This window comes from Amycolatopsis sp. NPDC088138 (assembly GCF_044741685.1).
Lineage (GTDB): Bacteria > Actinomycetota > Actinomycetes > Mycobacteriales > Pseudonocardiaceae > Amycolatopsis.
In genome coordinates, this window is record NZ_JBIUTB010000001.1 from 1,164,046 (window position 1) to 1,189,111 (window position 25,066).

The window sequence follows — 25,066 nt, forward strand, 5'->3', positions numbered from 1 at the left end:
TCGTTTACGCGCCAAGCATGCTGATTCCACCATGTAGCAGAGGCTTGCAAGAACCCGACGTTATCGATCACGTGCTGATGAGCACCTGGCAATGACCTGTGAATCTCCTATGCATAGGGGGGTCGGACGGCGGCGCGCGCGACCCGCGGGGAGGATGGGGGCATGACGACCGTAACCGGCGATGTGCGCCGGCGCACAGCGGAGCCGACACGCCGCCGGGGTTGGGCCCGCCTGGGCCGCGCCGCGGCGACCTCGGTCGCCGCCACGGTCGTCAGCCAGGTCGTGCTCCTGGCGGTGCTCGCCACCGGCGGGGCCGCGGTGCTGGCCAGCACCCTGGCCTGGGCGGCCGGCGCGGTGCTGAACTTCGTGATCACCCGCCGCTGGGTGTGGGGCCGCACCGGGCGCCCCCGCGTCCGCCGCGAACTGCTGCCCTACCTGGCGGTCATCGGCCTCGGCGGGCTCGCGTCGATCGGCCTGACGACGCTGTCCGGCTCACTGCTGACGCCGCTGAACCTGCCCCACGTGTGGTGGGTCGTCCTGGTCGACGGCACGTACGTGGCCAGCTACGCGCTGGTGTTCGTCCTGAAGTTCGCGCTGCTCGACAAGCTGGTGTTCGGCCGCGACGCGGCGCGCGTCCCGGCCACCACGTCCGCCTCGTAACCGGCGGGTTGGTCAGGCCACCGCACCAAGCACACGAGTCGTGCGTCCGGCACCGTGACCAGCGGTTATGCCCCGCGCGACGGCCGGCCGCGGCGCAGGACGTAGCCCCGCCACCACGTCCCCGTCATGACCCTCGCGTAGTTGGCGCCGTAGACGACGCTGCCGCCCTTCTTGCTCTTGCCCGCCTTGCGCAGCCGCATGCTCATCGGCAGCTCGACCACCCGGGAGCCGCGCGCGGTGATGCCGAGCAGCAGTTCCGACGACTGGTACTGCGGCTCGTTGAGCGGCACCGAGCAGGCCAGGTCGGCGCGCATCGCGCGGAAGCCGAACGACGTGTCCGTGATCCGGCGCCGGGTCAGCACCGACGCCAGCACCGCGAACACCCGGACACCGAGCCAGCGAACCCGGCTGTCGGCCTCCTCGTGGCCGAGCCGGCGGGAGCCCGTGACGAAGTCCGCCGTGCCGTCGACGACCGGGCCGACCAGGGCTTCCAGCTCGCTGTTGTCGTACTGGCCGTCGGCGTCGGTGGTCACGATGTACTCGGCGCCCGACTCGGCCGCGAGGTGGTAGCCCAGCCGCAGGGCCGCGCCCTGGCCGCGGTTACGCGGCGCGACGCAGACGTACGCGCCGTGGTCCTCGGCGATGGCAGCCGTGTCATCCGTGCCGCCGTCCACCACGACCAGCACGTTCACCGGCAGGCCGAGGCACTCGTCCGGCATCTTCTCAAGCACCCCGCCGATGCCGCCGGCCTCGTTGTAGGCGGCGATGACCACGACCAGTGACGACATCCGCAGGTCGGGGTGGCGGCCGCGGAAGTCGTCGAGCGCGCCGGTGTCGACGTCGTCGGGGAAGGCGCCCAGGCGTTTCCGGCTGGCCGAGGTGAGCGTCGTGAAGCCGAGCGCGCCCGCGACGGGCAGCAGCACGAGCGCCGGGATCTGGTAGCGCCACGAGAACTGGAACACCGCCGAGGCGAACAGCAGGACGAGCCCGCTCGTCGACGCCAGCAGTGCGCCCGCCCGCGCCGCGTCCAACGGCCGTTTGCGCCGGAAGACCGTCAGCAGCCCCAGCAGCGCGCCGAAACCGAGCACCGCGCCCGGGACGTAGCCGCCGTTCAGCTGGTAGTCGCGCAGGAACACGGCCAGCGGCTCGTCGACACTCGCCTTGACGCCATCGTTCTGCAGCGTCACCAGGTCGATCAGGGACTGGTCGGCCCACTGCGGGTAGGTGAGCTGGAACTGCCAGCGGTCGAGCGGGACGTCGGTCGGGTCCTGCTCGCGGGTCCAGGCGAAGCTCTTGGCGAAGTCGTCCAGCACCGCGCCCGCGACGTCGCCGGGCTGGGCCTTGAGCACCTCGATCGCGAACTGGTGCGCGAGCGCCGCCTTGTCCGCGCCGGGCGGCAGCGGGCCGGGCCAGTTCGGGTCGAGGTCGGCGTGGGTGTAGTTGTCCACGAGCCGCGTCTCGCGCGGTTCGGCCGGGCAGAACACCTGCAGTTCGGGTGTCAGGTGCAGGTTCGCGCAGTCGGCGACGGCGGCGGTGCGGCCGTAGAGCATGTTCCCCGACGGCCCGGTCAGGCCCCACTTGCCGGTCTCGGAGTGCACCCGCGCGGAGTAGGGCACGACCACGACGAGGATCCCCAGTAACCCGACACCCGCTCGGCGCCAGCCGGCCCACTGCCGCCACGCGCCCCCGGCGACGACCAGGTACACGAGCAGCGGCAGGGCCAGCGAGATCCCGATCAGCCGCACCAGCACGGCGAACCCGACGAGCAGCCCCGCGATCCCGGCGCGCTTCCAGCCGGGGGCACCGCGGCCGAGCAGCACCCACAGCAGCCCGAGCAGCACCGCCTCGAAGACGACCTCGGACATGATGTTCTGCTCGATCTGCAGCTGGTACGCGTCGAGCAGCACCGGGGCCGCGGCGAGCGCACCGACCCACGGCCGGCCGCCGAGGCGCAGCACGAGCGCGTAGACGCCGATCGCGATCAGCAGACCGCCGGCGTGCTGCGCCGCCGCGACCCACGCCAGGCCGCCGACCGCCAGCAGCGGGCGCAGCACCAGGTCGTAGCCGATCGGGTCGAGCTGGTCGGCGCGCAGCGCGTGCAGGTTGTCGATGTAGCGGAAGGAGTCGATGTACAGCAGGGCCGGCCGGTAGGCGAGCCAGGTGAGCACCCGCAGGACGATCGCGGGGATCAGCAGGAGGAGCAGAAGCCAGTGACGGCGGAGGAAACCGGACACGCCCGCGGTCACTCCGTCGCGTTCGGACGCTCGAGACCGGAGAAGTACTTCCACGCCGTCGCGAGCCCGTCGGTCAGCGACGTCGACGGCCGGTAGCCGATCGTCTCCGCGCTCCCCGAGACGTCGACGACCACCGCGGGCATCTCCCCCGCCGGCGCCTCGACGTGCTCCACCGGCAGCTCCGCGCCGGTCACCTCGCGGACGGCTTCGACCATCTCCAGCACCGAAACCGACTTCCCGGCCCCGACGATCGCGGTGCCGGAGTAGCCGCTGTCGACGGCGAGGGTGATCGCGTGGACGACGTCGTCGACGTGCACGAGGTCGCGGCGCTGCTGCCCGTCGCCGTAGACGCGGACGCCGGTGCCGGTCAGCGCCGCGCGCATCATCCGCGGCACGAAACTGTCCTTGTGGGACATTCCCGGGCCGTAGACGTTGGTGAACCGCAACGCACACGTCGTCATCCCGTACGCGCCCGCGTAACCCGACAGCAGCATTTCGCACGCCGCCTTGGTGGCGCCGTAGGGCGTCAGTGGCCGCGGCGGCAGGTCCGGCGTGATGGTCGCGCCGCCGACGTTGCCGATCACGGCGTTGGTCGACGCGAGCACGAAGCTCGGCACTTCGAGGCGCCGGGCCAGTTCCAGCAGTTCCTGCGTCACGAGGACGTTGTCGGCGAAGGTCTGCTCCGGCAGTTCGACCGAGCGCAGCACGGAAGTCAGCGCGGCGAGGTGCACGATGGCCGCGGTTTCCGGCGTCACGGCCTCTTCGCGGACGGCGGCGTCGCGGAGTTCGCCGGTGACGACGCGGACGCCGGACAGGTCGTCCGGGAACGGCACCCGGTCGACGACGGTGACCGGGACGCCCCGCTCGCGGAAGGCACGCACGACGGCGCGGCCGATGAAGCCGCTGCCTCCCGTCACGACCACGGACGTCCGTTCCGGACCACCACCACTCACCATGGCGTCAACCTACCCGCCGTTCCTGTGCGGCCTTCGCAGGCCCGCGCACAGGTCACGCCACCGATCCGGGAAAGCCGTGAATGGCCCATCGAGGGACTCTGAGTCCGTGAATGGGCCATTCACGGCTTGCGGAAGTACGGGGCCGGAACGCCTAGGCGAACGCCTCCGGCGGCGGGCACGAGCAGACCAGGTTCCGGTCGCCGGCCGCGCCGTCGATGCGGCGGACCGGCGGCCAGATCTTCGCGCCGCCGGGGCCGGCCGGGAACACCGCCGTCTCGCGGCTGTAGGGCCGGTCCCACTCGCCGGTGACGCAGCGCGCGGTGTGCGGGGCGTGCCGCAGGGGTGATTCCGCCAGGGGCCACTCCCCCGCCGCGACGCGGCCGATTTCGCCGCGGATGGCGATCATCGCCGCGCAGAAGCGGTCCAGCTCGGCGAGGTCCTCGCTCTCGGTCGGCTCCACCATGAGCGTGCCCGGCACCGGGAACGACATCGTGGGCGCGTGCAGGCCGTAGTCCGCCAGCCGCTTCGCGACGTCGTCGACCGTGACACCGGTTTCCTTGGTCAGCGGCCGCAGGTCGAGGATGCATTCGTGGGCCACGAAGCCCGAACGGCCCGCGTACAGCACCGGGTAGTGCTCGGCGAGCCGGCGCGCGACGTAGTTGGCGTTCGCCACCGCGGCCAAGGTCGCCCGGCGAAGGCCGGACGCGCCCATCATCCGGACGTACGCCCACGAGATCGGCAGGATCGACGCGCTGCCCCACGGCGCCGCGCTCACCGGGCCGACGCCGGTCTCCGGGCCCGCGGCCGGCTGCAGCGGGTGGTTCGGCAGGAACGGCGCGAGGTGCGCGCGGACGCCGATCGGGCCGACACCCGGCCCGCCACCGCCGTGCGGGATGCAGAACGTCTTGTGCAGGTTGAGGTGCGAGACGTCGGCGCCGAACCGGCCGTACTGGGCCACGCCGATCAGGGCGTTGAGGTTGGCGCCGTCGACGTACACCTGGCCGCCCGCGTCGTGCACCAGCGCGCAGACCTCGCCGACGGTGTCCTCGTACACCCCGTGCGTCGACGGGTAGGTGATCATGACGGCCGCGAGGTCGGCGCGGTGCTCGTCCACTGTGGACTTCAGGTGCCCGAGGTCGATGTTGCCGCCGTCGTCGCAGCGGACCACGACCACGCGCATGCCCGCCATCACGGCGCTGGCGGCGTTGGTGCCGTGAGCGCTGGCCGGGATCAGGCAGACGTTCCGCTCGCCCTCGCCGCGTGCGCGGTGGTACGCGCGGATGGCCAGCAGCCCGGCGAACTCGCCCTGGCTGCCGGCGTTGGGCTGCAGGGAAACCGCGTCGTAGCCGGTGATCCGGGCCAGCCAGGCACCCAGGTCCGCGACGACCGTCAGCAGCCCGGCCGCGTCCTCGGCCGGGGCGAACGGGTGCAGCCCGGCGAACTCGGGCCAGGTGACCGGCTCCATCTCCGCGGTGGCGTTGAGCTTCATCGTGCACGAGCCGAGCGGGATCATGCTGCGGTCGAGCGCCACGTCCTTGTCCGACAGCTCACGCAGGTAGCGCAGCAACGCGGTCTCGGAGCGGTGGGCGTGAAACACCGGATGCGTGAGAAACCCGCTCGTGCGCCGCAGCGGCGCCGGGAGCGCGTCCGCCGTGTCCTCGTCCAGGCCGTCCACATCGGACACCGAGACGCTGAACGCCTTCCACACCAAGGAGAGCCGTTCGCGGGTGGTCGTCTCGTCGCACGCGACACCGACGTGGTCGTCGTCGACCCGCCGCAGGTTCACGCCGAGGTCACGGGCCGCCGCGACGACCGCGTCCGCGCGGCCGGGCACCGCCGCGGTGATCGTGTCGAAGAACTCGCCGTGCACGACCTCGACGCCACCCTCGCAGAGGCCGGCCGCGAGCACGGTCGCCATCCGGTGGGCCCGCAAAGCGATCCCCCGCAGGCCGTCGGGGCCGTGGTACACCGCGTACATCGACGCCATCACGGCCAGCAGGACCTGGGCGGTGCAGATATTCGACGTCGCCTTCTCACGGCGGATGTGCTGCTCGCGGGTCTGCAGCGCCAGCCGGTACGCGCGTGCGCCGTCAGCGTCCTTCGAGACGCCGACCAGCCGCCCGGGCAGCTGCCGTTCCAGGCCTTGGCGGACGGCCAGGTACGCCGCGTGCGGCCCGCCGAAGCCCATCGGGACGCCGAACCGTTGTGTCGAGCCGATCGCGACGTCGGCACCCAGCTCCCCGGGCGGCCGCAGCAACGTCAACGCGAGCGGATCCGCCGCGACGATCACGGCCGCGCCGTGCTTCTTGGCGTCGGCGATGGTGAAGTCGAACTCGCGGACGGCGCCCGACGCACCCGGGTAGGACAGCAGGATCCCGAAGAAGTCGCCGCCGAGGCCGAGCCCGGTCAGCCCCTGGGACAGGTCTTCGACGACCAGCTCGATGCCCAATGGCTCGGCGCGAGTCCGGAGCACGGCGAGGGTCTGGGGCAGCGTGTCCTCGTCGACGACGAACCGGTTCGACGCCGACTTCCCGGCGCGGCGGACGAGCGTCATGGCTTCGGCGGCCGCGGTGGCTTCGTCGAGCAGGGACGCGTTCGCGACGGGCAGCCCGGTCAGGTCGGCGACCATGGTCTGGAAGTTGAGCAGCGCCTCGAGCCGTCCTTGCGAGATCTCCGGCTGGTACGGCGTGTAGGCGGTGTACCAGGCCGGGTTCTCGAGCACGTTCCGGCGGATCACCGGCGGGGTCACGGTGTCGTGGTACCCGAGGCCGATCATCTGGGCCATCGGCCGGTTCCGCGCGGCCAGCTCCCGCAGTTCGGCGAGCGCTTGGGTTTCAGTGGCCGGCGGCGGCAGTTCCAGCGGCCCGGCGGACGCGCGCAGCGACTCGGGCACGGCCCGCTCGGCGAGTTCGTCGAGAGAGGCGACGCCGATGGCGTCGAGGATCTGGCGGAGTTCGTCCGGACCCGGCCCGATGTGCCGGTCGGCGAAGGGAGTGCCCTGTTCCAGGGAGGCGAGTGACGGCTGCACGATGGCCTCCCGAGGACGGCGGACCTGGACAGCATCCGCGAAACGCTGTCGAGGAACCCTCCCCACTCTGTCCGTACCCATTGCTGGGCGCCTGAGAGTTTCGCCCGAGGTTGAGCCGGGCTTGCACCGTCGGCGGGGCCATCAGGCTGTGTCCTGACGACCCGCTTTCCAGAGGCGTCTAGACCGCGCGGTCCAGGGTGCCTGAGAGGTTCCGGGGAGGACTTGCTCCTTCGGCGCCGGACTCGAGGTTGTGGTCCGGACTCTCCCGCGCGGTTTCGTCGACTGCGTGGATCAGCTTACTCCGGCGGCCGCGGAGATGATCACCCGGTACGGCGGGCGTTGCGGCGCTGGGTCAGCTCGTCCGGTTCGTGCGTCTCGACGATGCCGCCGTCGGCGCGTTCGGCCGGGAACTCGTGGATGGTGCCGCTGATCTCCTGCATCGCCCCGCTGACCGCGATGCCGAACACACCCTGGCCGCCCTGGAGCAGATCGACGATCTCCTCGGGCGAGGTGCATTCGTAGACCGTGGTGCCGTCGGAGAACAGCGTGACCTTCGCGAGGTCACGGACCCCGCGGACGGACAGGTGGTCGACCGCGACCCGGATGTTCTGCAGCGAGACCCCGGTGTCCAGCAGCCGCTTGACGACCTTGAGGACCAGGATGTCCTTGAACGAGTACAGCCGCTGGGAGCCGGAGCCGTGCGCGGTGCGAATGCTGGGTGCGATCAGCTTCGTCCGGGCCCAGTAGTCGAGCTGACGATAGGTGATCCCGGCGATCTGGCACGCGGCCGGACCGCGGTACCCGACCAGCTCGTCAGGCAGCGAGTCGTCGGGGAACAGTTCACCCTGCTCACCAGCCGCGACCTGAACAGGCTGCTTCTCTGAACCAGCCTCGACCACGCAAGCCTCCCCTCGCCCGACCAGGCGGCCGGCGAATGACAGCCGGACAGGACCCAGAACGGGACCCACCGGAGATCAACCGCCACGATCCGGCCCCAGACCGTGAATCACATCGTGGCGATTTACCTTCTTCGACGGTAAGCGCCTAGACAGGGCGGGTCAACGCGACGCGCGGCAAGCCTCAACGGTCGGATGAGCGTTTGAGCCGTTCGCCGTACCCCGAGACCAGTGGTTCAAACCTCCTGGACACTTTTACTCAGCCGTGTTAATTTTTACGCATGCAAGTAAACACCGAACTGATGGCCGAGATGGGCCTCAGCGTGACCGAGGCCGCCCGCCGCGCGCAGATCATCGGCGCGACGATCGGCGTCATCAACGACCTCGGCTACCGCAAGGCCACGTTCGCCAAGATCCGCGAACGCGCCGGGCTGAGCAGCACCCGGATGATCTCCTACCACTTCACCAACAAGGCCGGGCTGATGCAGGCGGTGCTCAGCACCGTCGTCGAGACGAAGAACGAGTTCCTCAAGGAGCGCACCGGCGGCGGCCTGGACCCGGCCGACCGGGCCGGCTACCTGCGGGCGCACATCGAGACGTCGATCGCCTTCCTGCGCGCGTACCCGGACTGCGTGCGGGTGCTGACCGAGATGGCCGTCAACGCCGACGACGCCGACAACTGGGTGATGACGAAGATCCTGGTCGACGACCTGCGGGTGCACGGCCTGGCCCGCCAGCTCAAGCAGGGCCAGGCCGAGGGGGTGTTCGGCACGTTCACCCCCGAGGTGATGGCGATGTCGATCGCCCAGGCGGTCGACGGCGTGGCCGCGGCCTACGCGGCCGACCCGTCGCTGGACCTGGAGCTCTACGGCCGCGAGGTCGCGGACACGTTCGTCAGGGCCACCGCCGCCTGAGACTCGAGGGCCCGGTCGAGACGCTCCTCGAGCCGGGCCTTCGGGAGCGCGCCGACGATGGTCAGCACCGGCTCGCCACCGCGGAAGAGGATCATCGTCGGCAGCGACATGACCTGGTAGGACCGGGTCGTCTCCGGGTTCTCGTCGGAGTTGATCTTGCGCACGGCCAGCGTCCCGGCGCGTTCCCGGGCCAGCTCGGCCAGCACCGGCGCGATCATCCGGCACGGCGGGCACCAGGTGGCCCAGAACTCGACCAGCACCGGGACGTCGCTGCCGAGCACGTCGGCGGTGAACGTCGTATCGGTGACTTCGGTAATTTCGGACATGACAAGGCTCCTTCAGAGACGTTCGGGGACGACACACGGATCGGGAGCGCGGCCGGGATCCTGCCTGGCCAGCGCGTCGGCGAGCTTCCCCGCGAGCTCGGCGCGGATGGCGCCGAGGCGGGCGAGGACCGCGTCGGCCTCGGCGAGCTTGCGCCGGTACATCTCGATCGAGCTGGCGCAGCTGTCGCCGGTCTCGTGGCCGCTGCGCAGGCACTCGACGAACGGCCGGGTCTCGTCGAGGGACAGCCCGACGGTCTGCAGCTTCAGGATCTCGGTGACCAGCTGGAGGTCGTCCTCGTCGTACTCGCGGTAGCCGTTGGCCGCGCGACGGGCCGCGAGGAGGCCCTGGTCCTCGTAAAAGCGAAGCGCACGGGTGGTGGTACCCGTGCGCTTGGCCAGCTCTCCGATCCGCATGCCCCGACGCTAGACGTTGACGTCCGCGTCAAGGCAAGTGTCTACGTGTCGGCGCCGCGGAAGTCCTCCGGCGAAACGGAGTCGAGGAACTCGCGGAACTTCTCGACTTCGTCCTCCTGCTCGTCCGGGATGATCAGGCCGGCTTCCTCCAGCACCGCGTCCACGGCGTGGATGGGGACGCCGATCCGCAGGGCCAGCGCGACCGAGTCGCTCGGCCGGGCGGAGACCCGGATGTCACCGTCGAAGACGAGTTCGGCGAAGAACGTGCCTTCCTTGAGGTCGGTGATCACGACCTGCTCGAGCTCGCGGCCCAGTGCTCCGATGACCTCTTTGAGGAGGTCATGCGTGAGCGGGCGGGCGGGGCGGACCCCCTGCTGCTCCAACGCGATGGCGGTCGCTTCGACCGAGCCGATCCAGATCGGCAGGTACCGTTCGCCTTCGGTCTCCCGCAGCAACAAGATCGGCTGATTCGCGGGCAGCTCGACCCGCACACCGACGACGCGCATTTCGCTCATCGGGCTTCGCCTCCCTCTCGTGCACACGGGCTTCAGCGCTGGAACGCCTCGCGCCGTTCACTCCCGACGCTACCCGTCATCCGTGCGCTGTGCTCGCTGTCCGGACACTCTCGGCTCGCCTACCGCAAACCGTTGTTCTCACGGTACGGCATGAGGTGCCGAACATTCAGTCATTGACATGGGACCGCAAAGAGGATCTCACCGTCCCGTTACGGCTCAACAACCCGTGACGCCACGGATTCCGGCCTTCACGAGCAGCGTGTGCAGGGTCACGGACAGTGCCGCGAGCTCTCGCACGACCTCGTCGGCCCGCGCTTTGGCCTCCGGGTCACGATGCCGGTACACCGGGGTCACGATCTGCTCCAGCAGCCCCACCTCGCGGTCGGCTGCGGCGCGGAAGGCGCGCAGGTGTCTCGGCTCGATACCGAATTCCGTCAGCGCCTTCACCGTCCGCGCGAGCTGCACCGCGTCGGGGTCGAAGAACCCCGCGGGACCGGGCCGGACCAGGCCGTACTGCTGGAACTCGGCCAGCTCGGCCGCGTCGACGCCGGCCTGCTCCAGGAGCTCCTCCTGGGTCAGGCGCAGCTCCCGGCCGGGGGCGAAGTCGTCCGCCACCGGCAGGCCCACGTTCTCGGCCGGCGCGTCGATCGGCACCAGCCGGCGCGGTGGCCGGGGCAGGGCCGCGACGGGCCCGGCACCCGAGTCCGCCGCGTCCAGCTGCTCCTTGATGACCTTCAACGGGAGGTAGTGATCCCGCTGGGCGGCCAGGACGAACTTGAGCCGCTCCACGTCCGCCGCGGCGAACTGCCGGTAACCCGAGGGCGTCCGGCCTGGCTGGACCAGGCCTTCCGCTTCGAGGAACCGGATCTTGGAGATCGTGACGTCGGGGAAGTCGTGGCGCAGCTGCGCCAGAACCGCCCCGATGCTCAACCCGTCCCGTTGTGGCCGCCCGGCCGCCGTCACTGCGCCCCCTGGCCCCCGTGCCCCGGGCCGGTCAGGAAGACCAGGCGGAACTTCCCGATCTGGACCTCGTCGCCGCCCGCGAGGACGGCCTGGTCGACCGGCTCGCGGTTGACGTAGGTGCCGTTGAGGCTGCCGACGTCGATCACGACGAACTCCCCGCCTTCACGGCGGAACTCGGCGTGCCGCCGCGAGACCGTGACGTCGTCGAGGAAGATGTCGCTGTCCGGGTGGCGCCCGGCGCTGGTCGTGTCCCGGTCGAGCAGGAACCGCGAACCCGCGTTCGGGCCGCGCTTCACGACCAGCAGGGCCGAACCCGCGGGCAGGGCGTCGACGCCCTGAACCGGGGCTTCGGCGGCCGGGGCGGGCTCATGGCCTTCGGCTTCGGCCAGGAAGTCGGCCCGGAAGACAGAGGTCCGCTCCGGAGACTGCTCCGGGGGAACGCCGCCCGGCCCGTCGTTCGTGCTCACCTGAGCTCTCCTCCACACATGCTGTGTTGCCAGTACTTCAAGAACGTGTAGCCGCCAACGTACCGTGCCTGATCGCTTCTCCGAGCCCCGGGCCGGAGAACCGTGAGCAGAACGTCCCCACCGGCCGGAATCCGAGGTCGGACGGGGGTTCAGCCCTTGATCAAAGCGTCGTACGCCTCGGCTTCGAGGAGCGCTTCGAGCGCCGACGGGTCCTCGAGCCGGATCTCGATGAGCCAGCCCTCGCCGTAGGGGTCGCTGTTGATCAGCTCGGGCGAGTCGGCGACGGCGTTGTTGACGGAGACGATCTCGCCGTCGACCGGCGCGAACAGCTCCGAGACGCTCTTGGTCGACTCGACCTCGCCGAAGACGTCGCCCGCGCCGACCTGGCGGCCGACCTCGGGCAGGTCGACGAACACCACGTCGCCGAGCTGGTCCTGCGCGTACTCGGTGATGCCGATCCGGACGAGGGTGTCCTCGCCGCGGGTGGCGACCCACTCGTGTTCCTCGGTGTAACGAAGCTCTTCAGGAGCGGACACCGCCGGTCCCCTTTCATGCCCTCACTGGCGAAACGTGCTGGGCGAAGTCTTACACCCACACGGCGCAGCGGCACGGCACGACCCGGCGTAACGGTTGCGCTCAGTCGTCGGCGGACCCGCGCAGGGCGTTGCGCGCCTGCACGACGTAGAGGACACCGGACCAGACGTAGAGGACGCCGCCCCAGATGGTGAAGGCGTAGCCGATGGGCCGGGCCACCGCCGCGACGTCCGAGCCACCCTGCGCGAGCAGCAGGAACGGGAAGGCGTACATCAGGACGAACGTCGCGCCCTTGCCGATGTAGGTGACCTCCGGCGGCGCGAAGCCGCGGCGGCGCAGCGTCAGGACGCACACGCCGAGCACGGCCTCGCGCAGCACGAGGGGCACCACGACCCACCACGGGATGATCTCGCGGACCAGGAACGCCACGAGCGTCGCGAGGATGTAGAGGCGGTCGGCCGCCGGGTCGAGCAGCGCGCCGAGCCGGGACATCTGGTTCAGCCAGCGGGCCAGCTTGCCGTCGAGCCAGTCGGTCAGCGCGCTGAACACGAGCACCGCGAGCGCCCAGCCGTCCTCCTCCGGCCCCAGCAGCAGCCAGAGGAAGACCGGCACGCCGGCCAGCCGCAGCAGCGACAGCATGTTGGGGACGTTGAAGGCCTGTCGCAGCAGGGACGGCTCGGCGCTCGGGGTGTCTTCGGGTGCGGCGGTGCTCACCTGCTCACCCTAGAGGCGGCGGCTCAGCACGCGCGGCGGTGGCTCCAGCCGCGTCGCTGCAGTTCGGCGCTGCTCAGGGCCTCGGGGCGGCCGCGGTGGTCGTTGCCCATCCAGCGGGCGCGGCCGGGGCTCGCCTCGAGGACGTAGGGGCGGCCGCAGCACCAGACGACGGTGCTGGGCACGGTCGGCGGGCTGGACGGGGCGTCGGGGCTGGTCACATCGGGGCTGGTGACTGCTTCGGCGTTCATCGCTCTCACGGGGTTCGGTGCGGGTCGGGGACGGGAAGCTCTGCGGCCTCCACCCAGTTCGTCGGCACGCGCGGCCGGGACGTTAACCCGCGCAGCGTGAATTAGACCGATCGATTCTTGATGACAGCCTGGTGTTTCAGAGCGTGAACGGAATGTTAATCGTCCATTGTGGACACACAATCCGCGACCACCGGACCCGGCCGCCACCCGGCTGGAGTAATCTCCGGCACACCCCTGGGCGAGTCGATCCCCGGGCCCCGGCCCGGATGGGCCAGAATGACCGGGCCAGCCAGCCCGACCGGGGAGGTAAGGATCGCGGTGCCCCATCCGACCACCACGAGGACGTGGCGGCCGCTGCTCGCCGCCTGCCTCGCGCTGCCCGCGCTCGCCGCCTGTTCCGGCGATCCGGCGCCGTCCGCCGCTCCCCCGCCGCCGTCCCCGACGTCCGCGGCACCGTCGTCCACCGCGACCGGGACACCCCCGCCGCCGCCCGCCACCGGCGGCCCGGCCACCCCGGCCCCGCCGTCGAAGCCGGCCGGCGCGCCGCCGACGGTCCCCGGCGCGTGCGGCACCATCACCGCCGCCAGCGGGCTGACCCTCTACGTGTTCGACAGCGGTTCGTCCGGCGTCAGCTGCGTCGCGGCGACCCAGCTGGTCACCGACTTCCACCGCAGGATCGCCGGGCGCCAGGGCGCCGGGTCGAACGACGCGGTGAACGAGACGGTGGACGGCTGGCTGTGCACGTCCGGCCCGCCCGCCGCGCAGGGCGGCACCACCTGCACCAAGGGCGAGCAGACGGTGTTCGCCGCCGTCGTGCCGTCCGAATGACGTCCCGTCCCGTCCGCTCCTGAAGGGCCCATGAAGACACTCGCCTACCCCCTGCTGCTCGTCGCCGCGACCGCCGCTCTGGCCGGCTGCGGCAGCGCCGACCCGGCGCCCGCGGCGCCGTCCGCTTCGAGCGCGGTCCCGGCCGAGGCGGCCGCGGCGGCGTCCACGGCCCCGGGCGTGCCGTGCGGCGACGTCACCGGAACGGGCGGCGCCAAGACGGCGGTCGTGGCGCACGGCAAGGTCGACTGCGCCGCGGCGACGACGCTGCTGAAGGACTACTTCACGAAGCTGACCCCGGCCGAGGCCAGCTCGGCGGACGGTCCGGGGCCGGTCGTGCTGGACGAGTGGACGTGCGGCAGCGGCGCGAACGACCCGGTGACGGTCTGCTCGACGGAGGACGGCCGCCAGGTCGAGGGCACCCGCGCCTGACCGTTCGGGATCCGGGGGTCAGGGTCCGGGAGCCGCGGCGTCTTCGTAGCGAGCGGCGATCGCGGCGGCGCGGTCCCGCAACGAGGTGCGCAGCGACGCCGGGCCCAGCGCCTCGGCGTCCGGGCCGAGCTGCCACAGCGCCCACTCGGCGTGGCGCAGGTCCTGGAACGTCGCCTCCAGCCGCTGCCAGCCGTCGTCCGTGGCGGGTTCCGCCGTGCGGACGGCCACGGCGGTGCTCAGCACGTCCTCCCGCCGCGCCGGCCGCACCCGCAGCGGCACCGCGATGTGGCCGGTGGCCAGGAACCGCGCGCAGCGGTCCCGCCACACCTCGTCCAGGTCGATCCCGTCCGGGCGCTCGGCCGGCTCCGGCAGCTGCTCGGCGGCCGACACCCGGGAGAGCCGGTAGGTGCGGTCCGCGCCGGACCTCGTGGCCAGCAGGTAACCTCGGTCGCGGACGGTGACCAGGCCGATCGGGTCCACCGTGCGCCACCGCGGTTCCTGGTCCGCGGCCGCGTAACGGATGCGCAGCTTGCGCCCCGTGAGCACCGCGCGCCTGATCTCGGCGATCGCCGGGCCGGGAAGCTCCTCGGTGGCCGAGCGGCGGGAGAGCAGGTCCGTCTCCGGCTCGACGAGGATCCGCCGGGCCGCGTCGCTCGCGGTGGCCCGATGGCCTTCGGGCAGCGCGTCGATCACCTTCCGCCGGGCCGACGCGAGTGCCGGGCCGAGCCCGAACGCCTGCTCGGCCGTCAGCAGGGCCAGGGCCTCGTCGTGGTTCAGCCCGGTGAGCTCGGTCCGGAAACCGGGCAGCAGCGCGAACCCGCCGTGCCGGCCGCGCTCGGCGTAGACCGGGACGCCCGCCGCGGACAGCGCTTCGATGTCGCGCAGCACGGTCCGCGTGGACACCTCCAGCTCGCGGGCGAGCGCGTCCGCGGTGAGCCGTCCGCGGTGCCGCAGCAGCAGAACCAGCGAAACCAGCCGGTCGGCACGCATCCGCGAACCCTAGCGAATACGTGACAGAAGATGTCGTGATTCCCGGCGAAGCTCGCGTTCTCGACAACTCGAAGGGAGCTGATGTGGCAGTCGAACGAACGGCGGTCAACCCGTGGCCGTGGTCGGCGGAACTGGGGTTCGACCAGGGCACGGTCGTCTCCGGGCAGACCCGGACCCTGTACTGCTCCGGGCAGACCGCGATGGACGCCGACGGCAAGCCGCAGCACGACGGTGACGTGGCCGCGCAGCTGGCGCTGAGCCTCGACAACCTGGAGGCCGTGCTCGCCGAGGCCGGCATGACGCCGGCGAACCTCGTCCGGCTGATCGTCTACACCACGGACGTCGACCTGCTGTTGCCCCACTACGGCGTGCTGGTGGCGCGGCTGGGCACGGCTCCGGCCACCACGATGCTCGGGGTGACGCGGCTGGCGATCCCCGGCCAGGTGGTCGAACTGGAGGGCACGGCCGTCGCGTGAGCGTCCCCGATGCGGCGTCCCGGGACGCCGCATCGGGGCACCACTCAAGCCTTGAGGTCCGGGAAGTCCTCTTCGCGGAACTCCGTGCCCGCGCCGCGCGCCGGGTCACTCTCGCGGCCGCGCAGCTCGACGCGACGGATCTTGCCCGAGATCGTCTTCGGCAGGTCGGCGAACTCGAGACGGCGGATCCGCTTGTACGGCGCCAAGTGCTCGCGGCAGTACGCGAGGATCGCCTTCGCCGTGTCCGCCGTCGGCTCGTGGCCGGCCGCCAGCACGACGTACGCCTTCGGTACCGCGAGCCGGATCGGGTCCGGGGCCGGGACGACCGCCGCTTCGGCGACCGCTTCGTGCTCGATGAGCACGCTCTCCAGCTCGAACGGCGAGATCCGGTAGTCCGATGCCTTGAAGACGTCGTCGGTGCGCCCGACGTAGGTGATGTAGCCGCGTTCGTCGATCGAACCGACGTCACCGGTGTGGTAGAAGCCGTTCGCGAAGGCCGTGGACGTCCGCTCGTCGTCGTCCGCGTAGCCCGTCATCAGGCCCACCGGGCGGTGGTCGAGATCGAGGCAGATCTCGCCTTCCGGCGCCCGTTCGCCGCTGACCGGGTCGACCAGCGCCACCACGAACCCGGGCAGCGGACGGCCCATCGAGCCGGGCACGACGTCCTGGCCCGGTGTGTTGGCGATCTGGACGCTGCTTTCGGTCTGGCCGAAGCCGTCGCGGATCGTGATGCCCCAGGCCTTTTCGACCTGGTCGATCACCTCGGGGTTCAGCGGCTCGCCCGCGCCGACGACCTTCTTCGGCGGCGTCTTCAGCGCCGTCAGGTCGGCCTGGATGAGCATCCGCCAGACCGTCGGCGGCGCGCAGAAGCTGGTGATGCCACAACGGTCCATTTGGGACATCAGGGCGTTCGCGTCGAACCGGCCGTAGTTGTAGAGGAACACCGTCGCCTCGGCGTTCCACGGCGCGAAGACGTTGCTCCACGCGTGTTTCGCCCAGCCCGGCGAGGAGATGTTGAGGTGGACGTCGCCCGGTTCCAGGCCGATCCAGTACATCGTGGACAGATGGCCCACCGGGTACGAGACCTGCGTGTGCTGCACCAGTTTCGGCTTCGCCGTGGTGCCGGAGGTGAAGTACAGCAGCATCGGGTCGCCGGCCTTCGTGGGGCCGTCCGGGGCGAACTCGGGCGATTCGGCGAACGCCGTCGTGTACGAGTGCCAGCCCTCGACCGGCTCCCCCACCGCGATCCGGGTGTAGTCGCCGTCGACATCGGCGAACTTCCCGGCGTCCACCGAGCGGACCACGACGTGCTTGGCCGCGCCGCGCTCGACGCGGTCGGTCAGGTCGGCCGGGCCGAGCAGGGTCGACGCCGGGATGATCACCGCGCCGAGCTTGATCGCGGCGAGGATCGTCTCCCACAGCTCACCCTGGTTGCCCAGCATGAGGATGAGCCGGTCGCCGCGGCGCACGCCGAGGCCGCGCAGCCAGTTGGCCACCTGGTTGGACCGGCCCGACATCTCCGGGTAGGTCCAGCGGTTCTCGGTGCCGTCCTCCTCGACGATCCACAACGCGAGCCGCTCGGCGTTGTCCGGATCGTGGGCGACGACGTCGAACCAGTCGATCGCCCAGTTGAAGTGGTCGAACTCCGGCCAGGCGAAGTCCCGATACGCCGTGTCGTAGTCCTCGCGGTGCTGCTGCAGGTAGTCCCGCGCCACGCGGAACGCGTGGTGGACTTCCGAAGCGCCGTTGCTCACCTGCTGTCTCCTCTACTCGCCCTTGAACTCCGGCTTCCGGCGCTCCATGAAGGCCTGCACCGCCTCGCCGAGGTCCTTGCTGGGCAGGAACGCCGAGTTCCACGCCGCGACGTACCGGAGGCCGTCGGCGACCTGGCGCTCGGTGTTCGCCGCCAGTACCTGCTTCGTACCCTGCACCACGAGCGGCGGGTTCGCAGCGATCTCGGCGGCGAGTTCCCGCGCGGCCTTCAGCAGCGCGTCCTGGTCGGGGTAGACGTCGTTGACGAGGCCGATCTTCTCGGCGCGGGCGGCGTCGATGTCCTTGCCGGTCAGCGCCAGCTCGCGGACGTGACCCTCGCCGATGATCGGGGCGAGCCGCTGCAGGCTGCCGATGTCGGCGACGATCGCGACGCGCACCTCGCGGACGCTGAACTTGGCGTCCGCGCTGGCCAGGCGGATGTCGGCGGCCGTGACGACGTCGACGCCACCGCCGATGCACCACCCGGAAACCGCCGCGACGACCGGTTTGCGGCATTCGGCGATGGAGCTGACCGCGGCCTGCAGCCGCCGGACCTCGGTGTGGAACTCGCTGCGCGGGCCGGCGAGCGCGTCACCGGCCAGCAGCGGCGCCCAGCCGCCCATCATCGCGGGCAGGTCGAGGCCGTAGGAGAAGTGCGCCCCGCTGCCGGTCAGCACCACGGCCCTGACCTGCGGGTCCGCGTCGAGGGCGGCGAACACCAGCGGCAGCTCGCGCCAGAAGTCCGGGCCCATCGCGTTGCCCTTCGAAGGGCCGAGGAGCGTCACCTCGGCGACGTGGCCTTCGATGTCGACCTTGAGGGAGACCAGGTCGGGCAGACTGTCAGCAGTAGCGGTCATGAGGTCATCTTGACCCATGCCCGCGGCCGATCGCCATTGGCACGTTGTCAATTGACATACGGGTCACTGTGCCAACGTGGTCTTGAGATGCTTTCCTGAAGAGAGTGACCACGACGCGGGGAGGACGGTGGGACATGAGCCCGGCCAGCAGCGCGACCCTGATCGAGCCGGAACCCCCGGCCCCGCCCGCGCGGCGCTCGTCCCGGCCGATCGAGCTGACCGGCTCGTTCGACCACGAGGGGCATCGCCTCTGGTACACCGAGTTCGGCAGCGGCGACAAGGTCGTCGTGCTGACCCACGGCATCATGCTGACCCGCCGGATGCACGCGCCCCTCGCGCGGCGGCTGGCCCGCGCCGGGTTCCGCGTAGTCACGCTCGACCTGCTCGGCCACGGCGACTCCGACCGCCCGACCGAGTCGTGGCTGTACTCGATGCCGTCGTTCGCCGAGCAGACCCTCGCGCTGCTGGACCACCTCGAGGTCTCTTCGGCCGTGATCGGCGGGACGTCGCTGGGCGCGAACGTCTCCCTCGAAGTCGCCGTGTCGGCGCCGGAACGGGCCCGCGGGCTGATCGTCGAGATGCCGGTGCTGGACAACGCGATCGTCGCGGGGCTGTTCACGTTCGCTCCGCTGCTGATGGCCGCCCGCTTCCTGCCGGTGACGGTGCAGGCGGTGGCCCTCGGGGCGTCGCTGGTCCCGCACGGCAACCAGTGGGTCGACGTCATCACGGACACGCTCTCGCAGCGCCCGGCTCCGATGGCGGCCCTGCTGCACGGCGTGCTCTTCGGCCGGATCGCGCCGCCGAAGGCGGTCCGCCGCAAGATCACGACCCGCGCGCTGGTGATCGGCCACCAGGGTGACCCGATCCACCCGTTCGGCGACGCGGACACCCTGGCCGTCGACATGCCGGACGCCGAGTTCGTCCAGGCCCGCAGCCCGGTCGAGCTGCGGTTCGACCCGACCCGGCTGTCCGACGCGATCCGCGACTTCGCCGCGAGCTGCTACGAGGACTGAGCGGGCTGGGCCAGGCCCGCCACCGGGCCGATCACGATCACCGCGGGCGGGCGGACTCCCGAGGCCGCCGCGTCGGTGACCACCGTGTCCAATGTGGACCGCAGCGAGCGCTGGGTGCGCATCGTGCCGTCCTCGATGATCGCCACCGGGGTGCCGGCCGGGCGGCCGCCGTCCAGCAGGGCCTTGGCGAACTGCGGGAGCCGCTCGACGCCCATCATCAGGACGATCGTGCCGCGCATGCGGGCCAGCAGCTCCCAGTCGACCAGCGAACGGTCGTCTCCCGGGGCGACGTGACCGGAGACCACCACGACCTCGTGGGCGACACCGCGGTGCGTCACCGGGACGTCGGCGACCGCCGGGACCGCGAACGCGCTGGTGATGCCCGGGACCATCGTCACCGGGACACCGGCCTCGGCGCAGGCCAGCACCTCCTCGAAGCCGCGGCCGAACAGGTACGGGTCGCCGCCCTTGAGGCGGACGACGAACTTGCCCTCCTTGGCCCGCTCGATCAGCGTGCTGTTGATGAAGTCCTGGCTGGCCGCCCGGCCGTACGGGATCTTCGCCGCGTCGACGATCTCCACCTCGGGCGCCAGTTCGTCGAGCAGCTCGCGGGGCGCCAGCCGGTCGACGACCACGACGTCCGCGCGCGAGAGCAGCCGGCGGCCGCGGACGGTGATCAGCTCCGGGTCGCCCGGGCCGCCGCCGACCAGCGCGACACCGGGCAGGCTGCCCTCCGGGTGGGGGCGGCGGCCGTCCTCGACGGTGCCCGCGTGCAGGCCGTCGAGGATCGAGTCGCGGACGGCGGCCGAGCGCAGCGGCTCGCCGCCCGAGAGCACGCCGAACAGCAGGCCGCCGTGGCGGCCGGACGCCGGGGTCACGGCGCTGCCGGACTCACCCTCGTCGGCGCGGACGCAGAACACGCGCTCCCGCTCGGCCTCGGCGCAGATCGCCGCGTTGACCTCGGCGTCGTCGGTGCAGGCCAGCGCGTACCAGGCGTCGCGGAGGTCGCCCTCGTCGTACCGGCGTTCGTGCCAGACCAGCTCACCCGCGTCCACCATGCCCTGCACCGACGGTGTCGTGTGCGGCGACACCAGTTCCACGCGCGCGCCCGCGCGGATGAGCCGGGGCAGCCGTCGCTGGGCCACGCTGCCGCCGCCGAACATCACGACGCGGCGGCCGGTCAGCTGGAGGCCGGAAAGGTAGTGCGGGTCGTCCATTCGCGGGAGTTTATTGACGGTGTGGGTCAGCACCAGCCGGGCGTGCGAAGAGTCACCGTTCGAGCAGGGCCAGCAGGTCGGTGTTGCCGAACATCCTCGCCGTCTCGATCGCCGACGGCTGCCCGGCGCATGAGTCGGCGACGCCGTCGAGCGGGGCGCGCAGGCCCGGGTTGACGAACATCCCCGCCGCGTCGACCGCCCAACACGACAGTCGGCCGTCACCGTTCGAGCAGGCCGAGCAGGTCCGTGTTGCCGAACATCTTCGCCGCGTCGATCGCCGACGGCTGGCCGGCGCGTGGGTCGGCGCCGCCGTCGAGCAGCGCGCGTACGACGTCCGGCTCGTTCTTGAAGACGGCTCCCGCCAGCGGGCTCTGGCCGCGGTCGTTCTCGCGGTTCGGGTCGGCGCCGCGCTCGATCAGCGCGGCCACCGTCTCGGCGTGGCCGTGGTAGGCGGCCAGCATGACCAGCGAGTCGCCGCTGTCGTTGGTGAGGTTGGCCGGGATTCCCCGGTCGACGTACGCAGCCAGCTCCGCGGTCCGGCCCTCGCGCGCGAACCCGAAGATCCTGGCCCACAGCGCCAGCATCTCCGGGGTGATCTCGTCGTCACTCATGCGTCGAGACTCTCACGAAACCCGGAACACCGGCCCGCGGGCGGGGAACGGCAGCCGTGCGCCGCGGGGTACCAGGTACGCGTGCTCGCGCCGCGGCCGGACGTGGTCGCACAGCGCGTCCGTGATGATCAGGATCGGGCCGTCCGGCGGGAAGTCCGGTGCGCGCTGCAGCAGGTCGACGCCGGGCTGCAGGATCGTGCCGCCGCGCCCGCGCACCTTGACGCGGCCCGCGATGTCCTCGACGGCCAGGTACCCGGCGTCGTAGGCGACGGCGTCGCAGAACACCACGCGCGCCGCCGGGACGTCGCGGGCCCTCGCGTAGGAGGCGATCGCACCCAGCGCCTTGCCCAGCAGCTCGGCGTTCATCGAGCCGGACGTGTCGAGCACGACGCCGAAGGTGGCGCGCTTGTCCAACTGCTCGGGACGCACCTTGCCGGGGCGCGGGATGCCGGGCGTCGACGACTGGCGGCGGGACGCGCGGGCGTAACTGCGCACCGGCAGCTCGACGCGGACGTGCTCGTCGAACCAGCGGGCCAGCTGCGCGTCCCACGGCAGCGGCGGGTGCTCCAGGGCCCGGATCTCCTGCTCCAGCCCGGCCGGCAGCCGCCCGCGCCCCTGGTTGCGGTGGTACTCCAGCCCCTGGGTGAGCGCGCGGCGGTAGAACTCGTCGAGGTCGACACCCCGGACGCGGTCCGCCCACGGCATCGGCCGGGTCTCACCGCGGCGCGACGAGCGGCGCTGCGCGGCGTCGGGCTCGGACAGCCAGCCGCCCAGGACGTCACCCGCTTCGCGGCCGCCCAGCGTCAGGAGCTTGCGGGCGCGCCGGAGGTCGGTGGTGAGCGTGTCGTACACCGATTCGGCCGACATGCCGGTCAGCTGCGGGTCGTGCAGCGTGCCCTCGGGCAGTTCGCCGACGGCCATCGCGACCAGCCAGCCGTTGATCACGTAGTCGCAGGCGACGTTCCACAGGTACGGCTCGCGGCCGAGCGCGCGGCGGTCGTGGCCCAGCGCGGCGTGCAGCATCTCGTGCGCCAGCACGAACCGCCATTCCTCCGCGGTCAGCGCCGCGTGCGGGTTGACGTAGATCTCGCCGTGCTCGGTGTCGACCGCGGCCACGGCGATGTCCCAGGCCCGGACGACCTCGGCGTCGGCGACCAGGGTGAAGCCCGCGGCCATCGCGCCGAGCAGCGGGAACGAGGAGACGAACCAGCCGAGCGCGCGGTCCCACTCCCCCAGCGCCCGCCGGTGCCTTGTCTGGCCGCGGGCCTCGGACGCGCGTTCCATGGCTTCGGTGGCCGACGCGATCAGCCCGCGGGCGAACCGCTCGGTCCACGGCTCGGGCTTCCCGTTGTACTTGACGTGCCAGGCGCTCCGCGGGGGCCCGAGCCGGACACACGGCCGTGCGCCACCCGTGCCCAGTGCCGTGAACGCGCCGGGGACGCCGGTTTCGCGCCACGTGCCGGCCAGAGAGAACTCGTCGCCGCCCGGGAGCTCCGGCAGCAGCACGACGGGCTCGCCGACGTGGACGGCCTCGGCGAACCGGTGGACGGCCACGCAGCAGGCGGCGCCGTAGGCCGCGTCGATCGCCCGATCGGGCGTGACGGCCTCGGCGTCGCGCAGTGTTTCCTCGTCGAGGTGCCCGAGACCGAGGTGCAGCAGCAGGTGGGCGAAGACCCACGCCCACTCCGCCGGTTCGGCGTCGCGGGCGCGGTTCGCGGTGATCATCCCGTGGTCGTTGACGACCGCCCAGCTGCCCACGCCGGTCAGGCTCTCCTTGTTGAGGCTCGCACCGCGCATCAGGTGGTCGAGCACGAGGTGCTCGCGGGCCAGCGCCCAGCCGGCGTCGAGCGCCTTGGCCCGGCGCTCGCGGCGCTTGGCCTCGGCCTGCGCGCCGCTCACGCGCGGGCGTCCACGAGTCGCGGCAGGTCGCGGGCGGCCTCGACCAGGAACCACGACGGCAGCCGCGCGTGGCCCGCCTCGTCGTCGGCGATGACCAGCTGGGCCATCTCGAGGGAGATCTCGGCCAGCTCGACGAGCAGGCTCTTCGCGCGGAACGCGAACTGGCGGACGGCGGCCGACGCGTGCCGCTTGTCCGCGGGCAGGTCCTTGACCAGCCGCGCGCGGAACGTCTCGGCGAGGAAGTACAGCAGGTCCCGGTCACCGGCGTCGGCGGGCCAGCGGGCATCACCCTTGACGATGGCCTCGAGGTCGAAGGCGTGCCGGGCCACCTTGAGGTACGCGCGGAACGAGCCGGCGTGCTGCGGAGTGAGCGTCGCGTACGCCAGCAGCGCGATCGTCTCGTCGCCGGCGGAGTCGCCGTAGGAGTGCAGCAGGTCCGAGAGCATGTGCCAGGACCGCGGCGTCGAGAACGGCTCCTCGGTCTTCGGCGGCGGGCTCCACAGGTGGTCCGGGCGCTGGGTCAGGTACTCGACGACCGACGGGTGGATGTCGTTGCCCATCGCCCAGGTCAGCCAGTCGGCGGGCGAGGCCCGCAGGTGCACGTGGACGAGCCGGTTGACCAGCGCGGACGCCATCGGGCGCGCCAGGGCCTGGTCGGTGGCGCGGTTGCCGGCGCCGATCACGACCGAGCCCGCCGGCAGCTCGTACGAGCCGGTGCGGCGGTCGAGGATGAGCGAGTAGAACGCCTTCTGGACGTCGGGCGCGGCGGCGTTCAGCTCGTCGAGGAACAGGCAGTACGGCTCGTCGCGGGCGATCTGCTCCGGCGGGCAGAACCGGCTGCGGCCGTCGACGATCTGCGGGACGCCGATCAGGTCCTCCGGCGCGAGCTGGGTGCCCAGCAGCGAAACGCAGTCGAGGCCGAGCGACGCCGCGAACTGCCTGACGAGGGACGACTTCCCGATGCCCGGCGCGCCCCAGAGGAACACCGGCCGGACGACGGCGGCGTTGAGCAGGACTTCGGGCAGCTGGGCGGGCGTGACCGTGAGCTGGGCGTGCACGCGGGACCTCCTGAATTCAGGACATCCTTCTGTGACGCCCCCTTTCGTGCACCCATGATCGCGCGCCCGCCCAGCGGCCGCACCTGATTTATCCGCCCGCGCGGCCCGAGCCCGGGTAGGGCAGCAGGGCCATCTCACGTGCGTTCTTGATCGCCGTGGCGACCTGTTTCTGTTGCTGCGGTGTCAAACCCGTCACCCGGCGGGCGCGGATCTTGCCGCGGTCGGAGATAAACTTCCGCAGCAGGTCGGCGTCCTTCCAGTCGACGTGGGTGATCCGGTTGGCGTGCAACAGGTTCACCTTGCGCTTGCCCGGGCGGTCCCGAATCGGCTTCGGCATCCGGCTCACCAGCTCGACTTCGTGACGCCGGGCAGCTCGCCGTGGTGCGCGGCCTGGCGCATCTTCACCCGCGACAGCCCGAACTTGCGCAGGTACCCGCGCGGGCGGCCGTCGGCCGTGTCCCGGTTGCGGATCCGCGTCGGGCTCGCGTCGCGCGGCAGCTTCTGCAGCGCGACCACCGCTTCGGCCTTCTCGGACGGCGAAGACGAGGGCGAAGCGATGACGGCCTTCAGCGCACGACGACGTTCGACGTACCGGGCGGCCACCACCTTTCGCTGCTCGTTCTTCGCGATCTTCGACTTCTTCGCCATCAGCGCTCTTCCTTGAACTCGACGTGCTCGCGCGCGACCGGGTCGTACTTGCGCAGGACCATCCGGTCCGGGTCGTTGCGGCGGTTCTTCTTAGTGACGTACGTGTAGCCGGTTCCCGCGGTGGACCGCAGCTTGATGATCGGCCGGACGTCGGTGCTCTTCGCCATCAGAACTTCACCCCCTTCGCCTTCAGCTCGGCCAGGACGGCCTCGATGCCCCGTTTGTCGATCGTCTTCATCCCCTTGGCGGAGACGCGCAGCCGCACCCAGCGGCCCTCACCCGGAACGAAGTAGCGGCGGTTCTGCAGGTTCGGCTCCCATCGCCGGGACGTACGGCGGTGCGAGTGCGAGACCTGCTTGCCGTACCCCGGCTTGCGGCCGGTGACCTGGCACACGGCGGACACGGACCCTCCCAAGTTG

The 25,066-nt window shown here is 71.5% G+C and carries 30 protein-coding genes and 1 riboswitch; of the genes, 6 read left to right on the forward strand and 24 right to left on the reverse strand.

Annotated elements, in window-relative coordinates:
* Positions 1-162 precede the first annotated feature (162 nt).
* Complete coding sequence (locus tag ACIOD2_RS05315; protein ID WP_400534656.1) at positions 163-660, forward strand: GtrA family protein; 498 nt, start codon at positions 163-165, stop codon at positions 658-660.
* Between the two features lie 65 nt (positions 661-725).
* Here the strand turns inward: ACIOD2_RS05315 and ACIOD2_RS05320 are convergent, their stop codons facing one another.
* The 4 genes from ACIOD2_RS05320 to ACIOD2_RS05335 all read right to left on the reverse strand — a co-directional run bounded on the left by ACIOD2_RS05320 (position 726) and on the right by ACIOD2_RS05335 (position 7,777).
* Positions 726-2,894, reverse strand: coding sequence for a glycosyltransferase (locus tag ACIOD2_RS05320; protein ID WP_400534658.1), 2,169 nt, complete (start codon positions 2,892-2,894; stop codon positions 726-728).
* An 8-nt stretch (positions 2,895-2,902) separates the two neighbouring features.
* Positions 2,903-3,850, reverse strand: coding sequence for an NAD-dependent epimerase/dehydratase family protein (locus ACIOD2_RS05325; protein WP_400534660.1), 948 nt, complete (start codon positions 3,848-3,850; stop codon positions 2,903-2,905).
* 151 nt (positions 3,851-4,001) lie between these two features.
* Entirely contained in the window at positions 4,002-6,878 is a 2,877-nt protein-coding gene (gcvP, locus tag ACIOD2_RS05330) for an aminomethyl-transferring glycine dehydrogenase (protein WP_400534662.1), read from the reverse strand.
* Positions 6,879-7,056: 178 nt separating this feature from the next.
* Positions 7,057-7,156: riboswitch (glycine riboswitch) on the reverse strand.
* A 42-nt stretch (positions 7,157-7,198) separates the two neighbouring features.
* Positions 7,199-7,777 (reverse strand): MerR family transcriptional regulator, encoded by a 579-nt coding sequence (locus ACIOD2_RS05335; protein WP_323328493.1) that lies wholly within the window; start codon positions 7,775-7,777, stop codon positions 7,199-7,201.
* Positions 7,778-8,055: 278 nt separating this feature from the next.
* Here ACIOD2_RS05335 and ACIOD2_RS05340 point away from each other — a divergent pair, with 278 nt between their 5' ends.
* The gene (locus ACIOD2_RS05340; RefSeq protein WP_400534664.1) at positions 8,056-8,688 is read left to right on the forward strand and encodes a TetR/AcrR family transcriptional regulator; all 633 of its coding nucleotides are present in this window, start codon (positions 8,056-8,058) and stop codon (positions 8,686-8,688) included.
* Here ACIOD2_RS05340 and trxA read toward each other — a convergent pair.
* The 8 genes from trxA to ACIOD2_RS05380 form a co-directional block, all read right to left on the reverse strand.
* On the reverse strand, positions 8,640-9,014 hold the full coding sequence (gene trxA / locus ACIOD2_RS05345) for a thioredoxin (RefSeq protein ID WP_400534666.1): 375 nt from the start codon (positions 9,012-9,014) through the stop codon (positions 8,640-8,642). The two genes, ACIOD2_RS05340 and trxA, sit on opposite strands and share 49 nt — an antisense overlap.
* A 12-nt stretch (positions 9,015-9,026) precedes the next feature.
* Positions 9,027-9,428, reverse strand: coding sequence for a MerR family transcriptional regulator (locus ACIOD2_RS05350; protein WP_400534668.1), 402 nt, complete (start codon positions 9,426-9,428; stop codon positions 9,027-9,029).
* 41 nt (positions 9,429-9,469) lie between these two features.
* Positions 9,470-9,943, reverse strand: a complete 474-nt coding sequence (locus ACIOD2_RS05355; protein ID WP_009078856.1) for a bifunctional nuclease family protein — start codon at positions 9,941-9,943, stop codon at positions 9,470-9,472.
* 216 nt (positions 9,944-10,159) lie between these two features.
* Positions 10,160-10,906 carry a MerR family transcriptional regulator gene (locus tag ACIOD2_RS05360; protein ID WP_400534670.1) on the reverse strand — a complete coding sequence of 249 codons (747 nt, stop codon included), beginning with the start codon at positions 10,904-10,906 and terminating at the stop codon, positions 10,160-10,162.
* Entirely contained in the window at positions 10,903-11,373 is a 471-nt protein-coding gene (garA, locus tag ACIOD2_RS05365) for a glycogen accumulation regulator GarA (protein WP_247051972.1), read from the reverse strand. Before garA ends, ACIOD2_RS05360 begins: the two co-directional genes overlap by 4 nt.
* A gap of 149 nt (positions 11,374-11,522) precedes the next feature.
* Positions 11,523-11,909 carry a glycine cleavage system protein GcvH gene (gene gcvH / locus ACIOD2_RS05370; RefSeq protein WP_323328507.1) on the reverse strand — a complete coding sequence of 129 codons (387 nt, stop codon included), beginning with the start codon at positions 11,907-11,909 and terminating at the stop codon, positions 11,523-11,525.
* Positions 11,910-12,009: 100 nt separating this feature from the next.
* Positions 12,010-12,621 carry a CDP-alcohol phosphatidyltransferase family protein gene (locus ACIOD2_RS05375; RefSeq protein WP_400534673.1) on the reverse strand — a complete coding sequence of 204 codons (612 nt, stop codon included), beginning with the start codon at positions 12,619-12,621 and terminating at the stop codon, positions 12,010-12,012.
* A gap of 23 nt (positions 12,622-12,644) precedes the next feature.
* A complete protein-coding gene (locus ACIOD2_RS05380; protein ID WP_400534675.1) occupies positions 12,645-12,869 on the reverse strand; it encodes a hypothetical protein in 225 nt (74 codons plus the stop codon).
* A 318-nt stretch (positions 12,870-13,187) separates the two neighbouring features.
* On the opposite strand from ACIOD2_RS05380, the gene ACIOD2_RS05385 reads away from it, so the two are divergent.
* Positions 13,188-13,697 (forward strand): hypothetical protein, encoded by a 510-nt coding sequence (locus ACIOD2_RS05385; protein WP_400534677.1) that lies wholly within the window; start codon positions 13,188-13,190, stop codon positions 13,695-13,697.
* Between the two features lie 30 nt (positions 13,698-13,727).
* Positions 13,728-14,126, forward strand: a complete 399-nt coding sequence (locus ACIOD2_RS05390; protein ID WP_400534678.1) for a hypothetical protein — start codon at positions 13,728-13,730, stop codon at positions 14,124-14,126.
* Positions 14,127-14,144: 18 nt separating this feature from the next.
* Here the strand turns inward: ACIOD2_RS05390 and ACIOD2_RS05395 are convergent, their stop codons facing one another.
* Complete coding sequence (locus tag ACIOD2_RS05395) at positions 14,145-15,116, reverse strand: helix-turn-helix transcriptional regulator (RefSeq protein WP_400534679.1); 972 nt, start codon at positions 15,114-15,116, stop codon at positions 14,145-14,147.
* 83 nt (positions 15,117-15,199) lie between these two features.
* Between ACIOD2_RS05395 and ACIOD2_RS05400 the strand changes: the two genes are divergently transcribed.
* Complete coding sequence (locus tag ACIOD2_RS05400) at positions 15,200-15,592, forward strand: RidA family protein (protein ID WP_400534680.1); 393 nt, start codon at positions 15,200-15,202, stop codon at positions 15,590-15,592.
* A 44-nt stretch (positions 15,593-15,636) separates the two neighbouring features.
* On the opposite strand, the gene ACIOD2_RS05405 is transcribed toward ACIOD2_RS05400, so the two are convergent.
* Together ACIOD2_RS05405 and ACIOD2_RS05410 are read right to left on the reverse strand one after the other, a co-directional pair.
* Positions 15,637-17,346 (reverse strand): AMP-binding protein, encoded by a 1,710-nt coding sequence (locus ACIOD2_RS05405; protein WP_400534681.1) that lies wholly within the window; start codon positions 17,344-17,346, stop codon positions 15,637-15,639.
* A gap of 12 nt (positions 17,347-17,358) precedes the next feature.
* Positions 17,359-18,201 (reverse strand): crotonase/enoyl-CoA hydratase family protein, encoded by an 843-nt coding sequence (locus ACIOD2_RS05410; protein WP_400534682.1) that lies wholly within the window; start codon positions 18,199-18,201, stop codon positions 17,359-17,361.
* Positions 18,202-18,335: 134 nt separating this feature from the next.
* Between ACIOD2_RS05410 and ACIOD2_RS05415 the strand changes: the two genes are divergently transcribed.
* Positions 18,336-19,214, forward strand: a complete 879-nt coding sequence (locus tag ACIOD2_RS05415; RefSeq protein ID WP_400534683.1) for an alpha/beta fold hydrolase — start codon at positions 18,336-18,338, stop codon at positions 19,212-19,214.
* Here the strand turns inward: ACIOD2_RS05415 and cobA are convergent.
* The 9 genes from cobA to rpmB form a co-directional block, all read right to left on the reverse strand.
* A complete protein-coding gene (cobA, locus tag ACIOD2_RS05420) occupies positions 19,202-20,431 on the reverse strand; it encodes a uroporphyrinogen-III C-methyltransferase (protein WP_400534684.1) in 1,230 nt (409 codons plus the stop codon). The genes ACIOD2_RS05415 and cobA overlap by 13 nt on opposite strands.
* Positions 20,432-20,483: 52 nt before the next feature.
* Entirely contained in the window at positions 20,484-20,612 is a 129-nt protein-coding gene (locus tag ACIOD2_RS05425; protein WP_400534686.1) for a hypothetical protein, read from the reverse strand.
* A gap of 37 nt (positions 20,613-20,649) precedes the next feature.
* Positions 20,650-21,042 carry an ankyrin repeat domain-containing protein gene (locus ACIOD2_RS05430; protein WP_400534687.1) on the reverse strand — a complete coding sequence of 131 codons (393 nt, stop codon included), beginning with the start codon at positions 21,040-21,042 and terminating at the stop codon, positions 20,650-20,652.
* A 12-nt stretch (positions 21,043-21,054) separates the two neighbouring features.
* Positions 21,055-22,941, reverse strand: coding sequence for a hypothetical protein (locus ACIOD2_RS05435; RefSeq protein ID WP_400534689.1), 1,887 nt, complete (start codon positions 22,939-22,941; stop codon positions 21,055-21,057).
* Complete coding sequence (locus ACIOD2_RS05440) at positions 22,938-23,999, reverse strand: ATP-binding protein (RefSeq protein WP_400534691.1); 1,062 nt, start codon at positions 23,997-23,999, stop codon at positions 22,938-22,940. Before ACIOD2_RS05440 ends, ACIOD2_RS05435 begins: the two co-directional genes overlap by 4 nt.
* Positions 24,000-24,087: 88 nt before the next feature.
* Positions 24,088-24,345: a 30S ribosomal protein S18 gene (gene rpsR / locus ACIOD2_RS05445; RefSeq protein WP_400534693.1), complete on the reverse strand. Its 258-nt coding sequence runs from the start codon at positions 24,343-24,345 to the stop codon at positions 24,088-24,090.
* Positions 24,342-24,647 (reverse strand): 30S ribosomal protein S14, encoded by a 306-nt coding sequence (gene rpsN, locus ACIOD2_RS05450; RefSeq protein ID WP_400534694.1) that lies wholly within the window; start codon positions 24,645-24,647, stop codon positions 24,342-24,344. The genes rpsR and rpsN overlap by 4 nt, the downstream gene beginning before the upstream one ends.
* Complete coding sequence (rpmG, locus tag ACIOD2_RS05455; RefSeq protein WP_285451482.1) at positions 24,647-24,814, reverse strand: 50S ribosomal protein L33; 168 nt, start codon at positions 24,812-24,814, stop codon at positions 24,647-24,649. The genes rpsN and rpmG overlap by 1 nt, the downstream gene beginning before the upstream one ends.
* A complete protein-coding gene (gene rpmB / locus ACIOD2_RS05460) occupies positions 24,814-25,050 on the reverse strand; it encodes a 50S ribosomal protein L28 (RefSeq protein ID WP_400534697.1) in 237 nt (78 codons plus the stop codon). Before rpmB ends, rpmG begins: the two co-directional genes overlap by 1 nt.
* Positions 25,051-25,066: the final 16 nt, after the last annotated feature.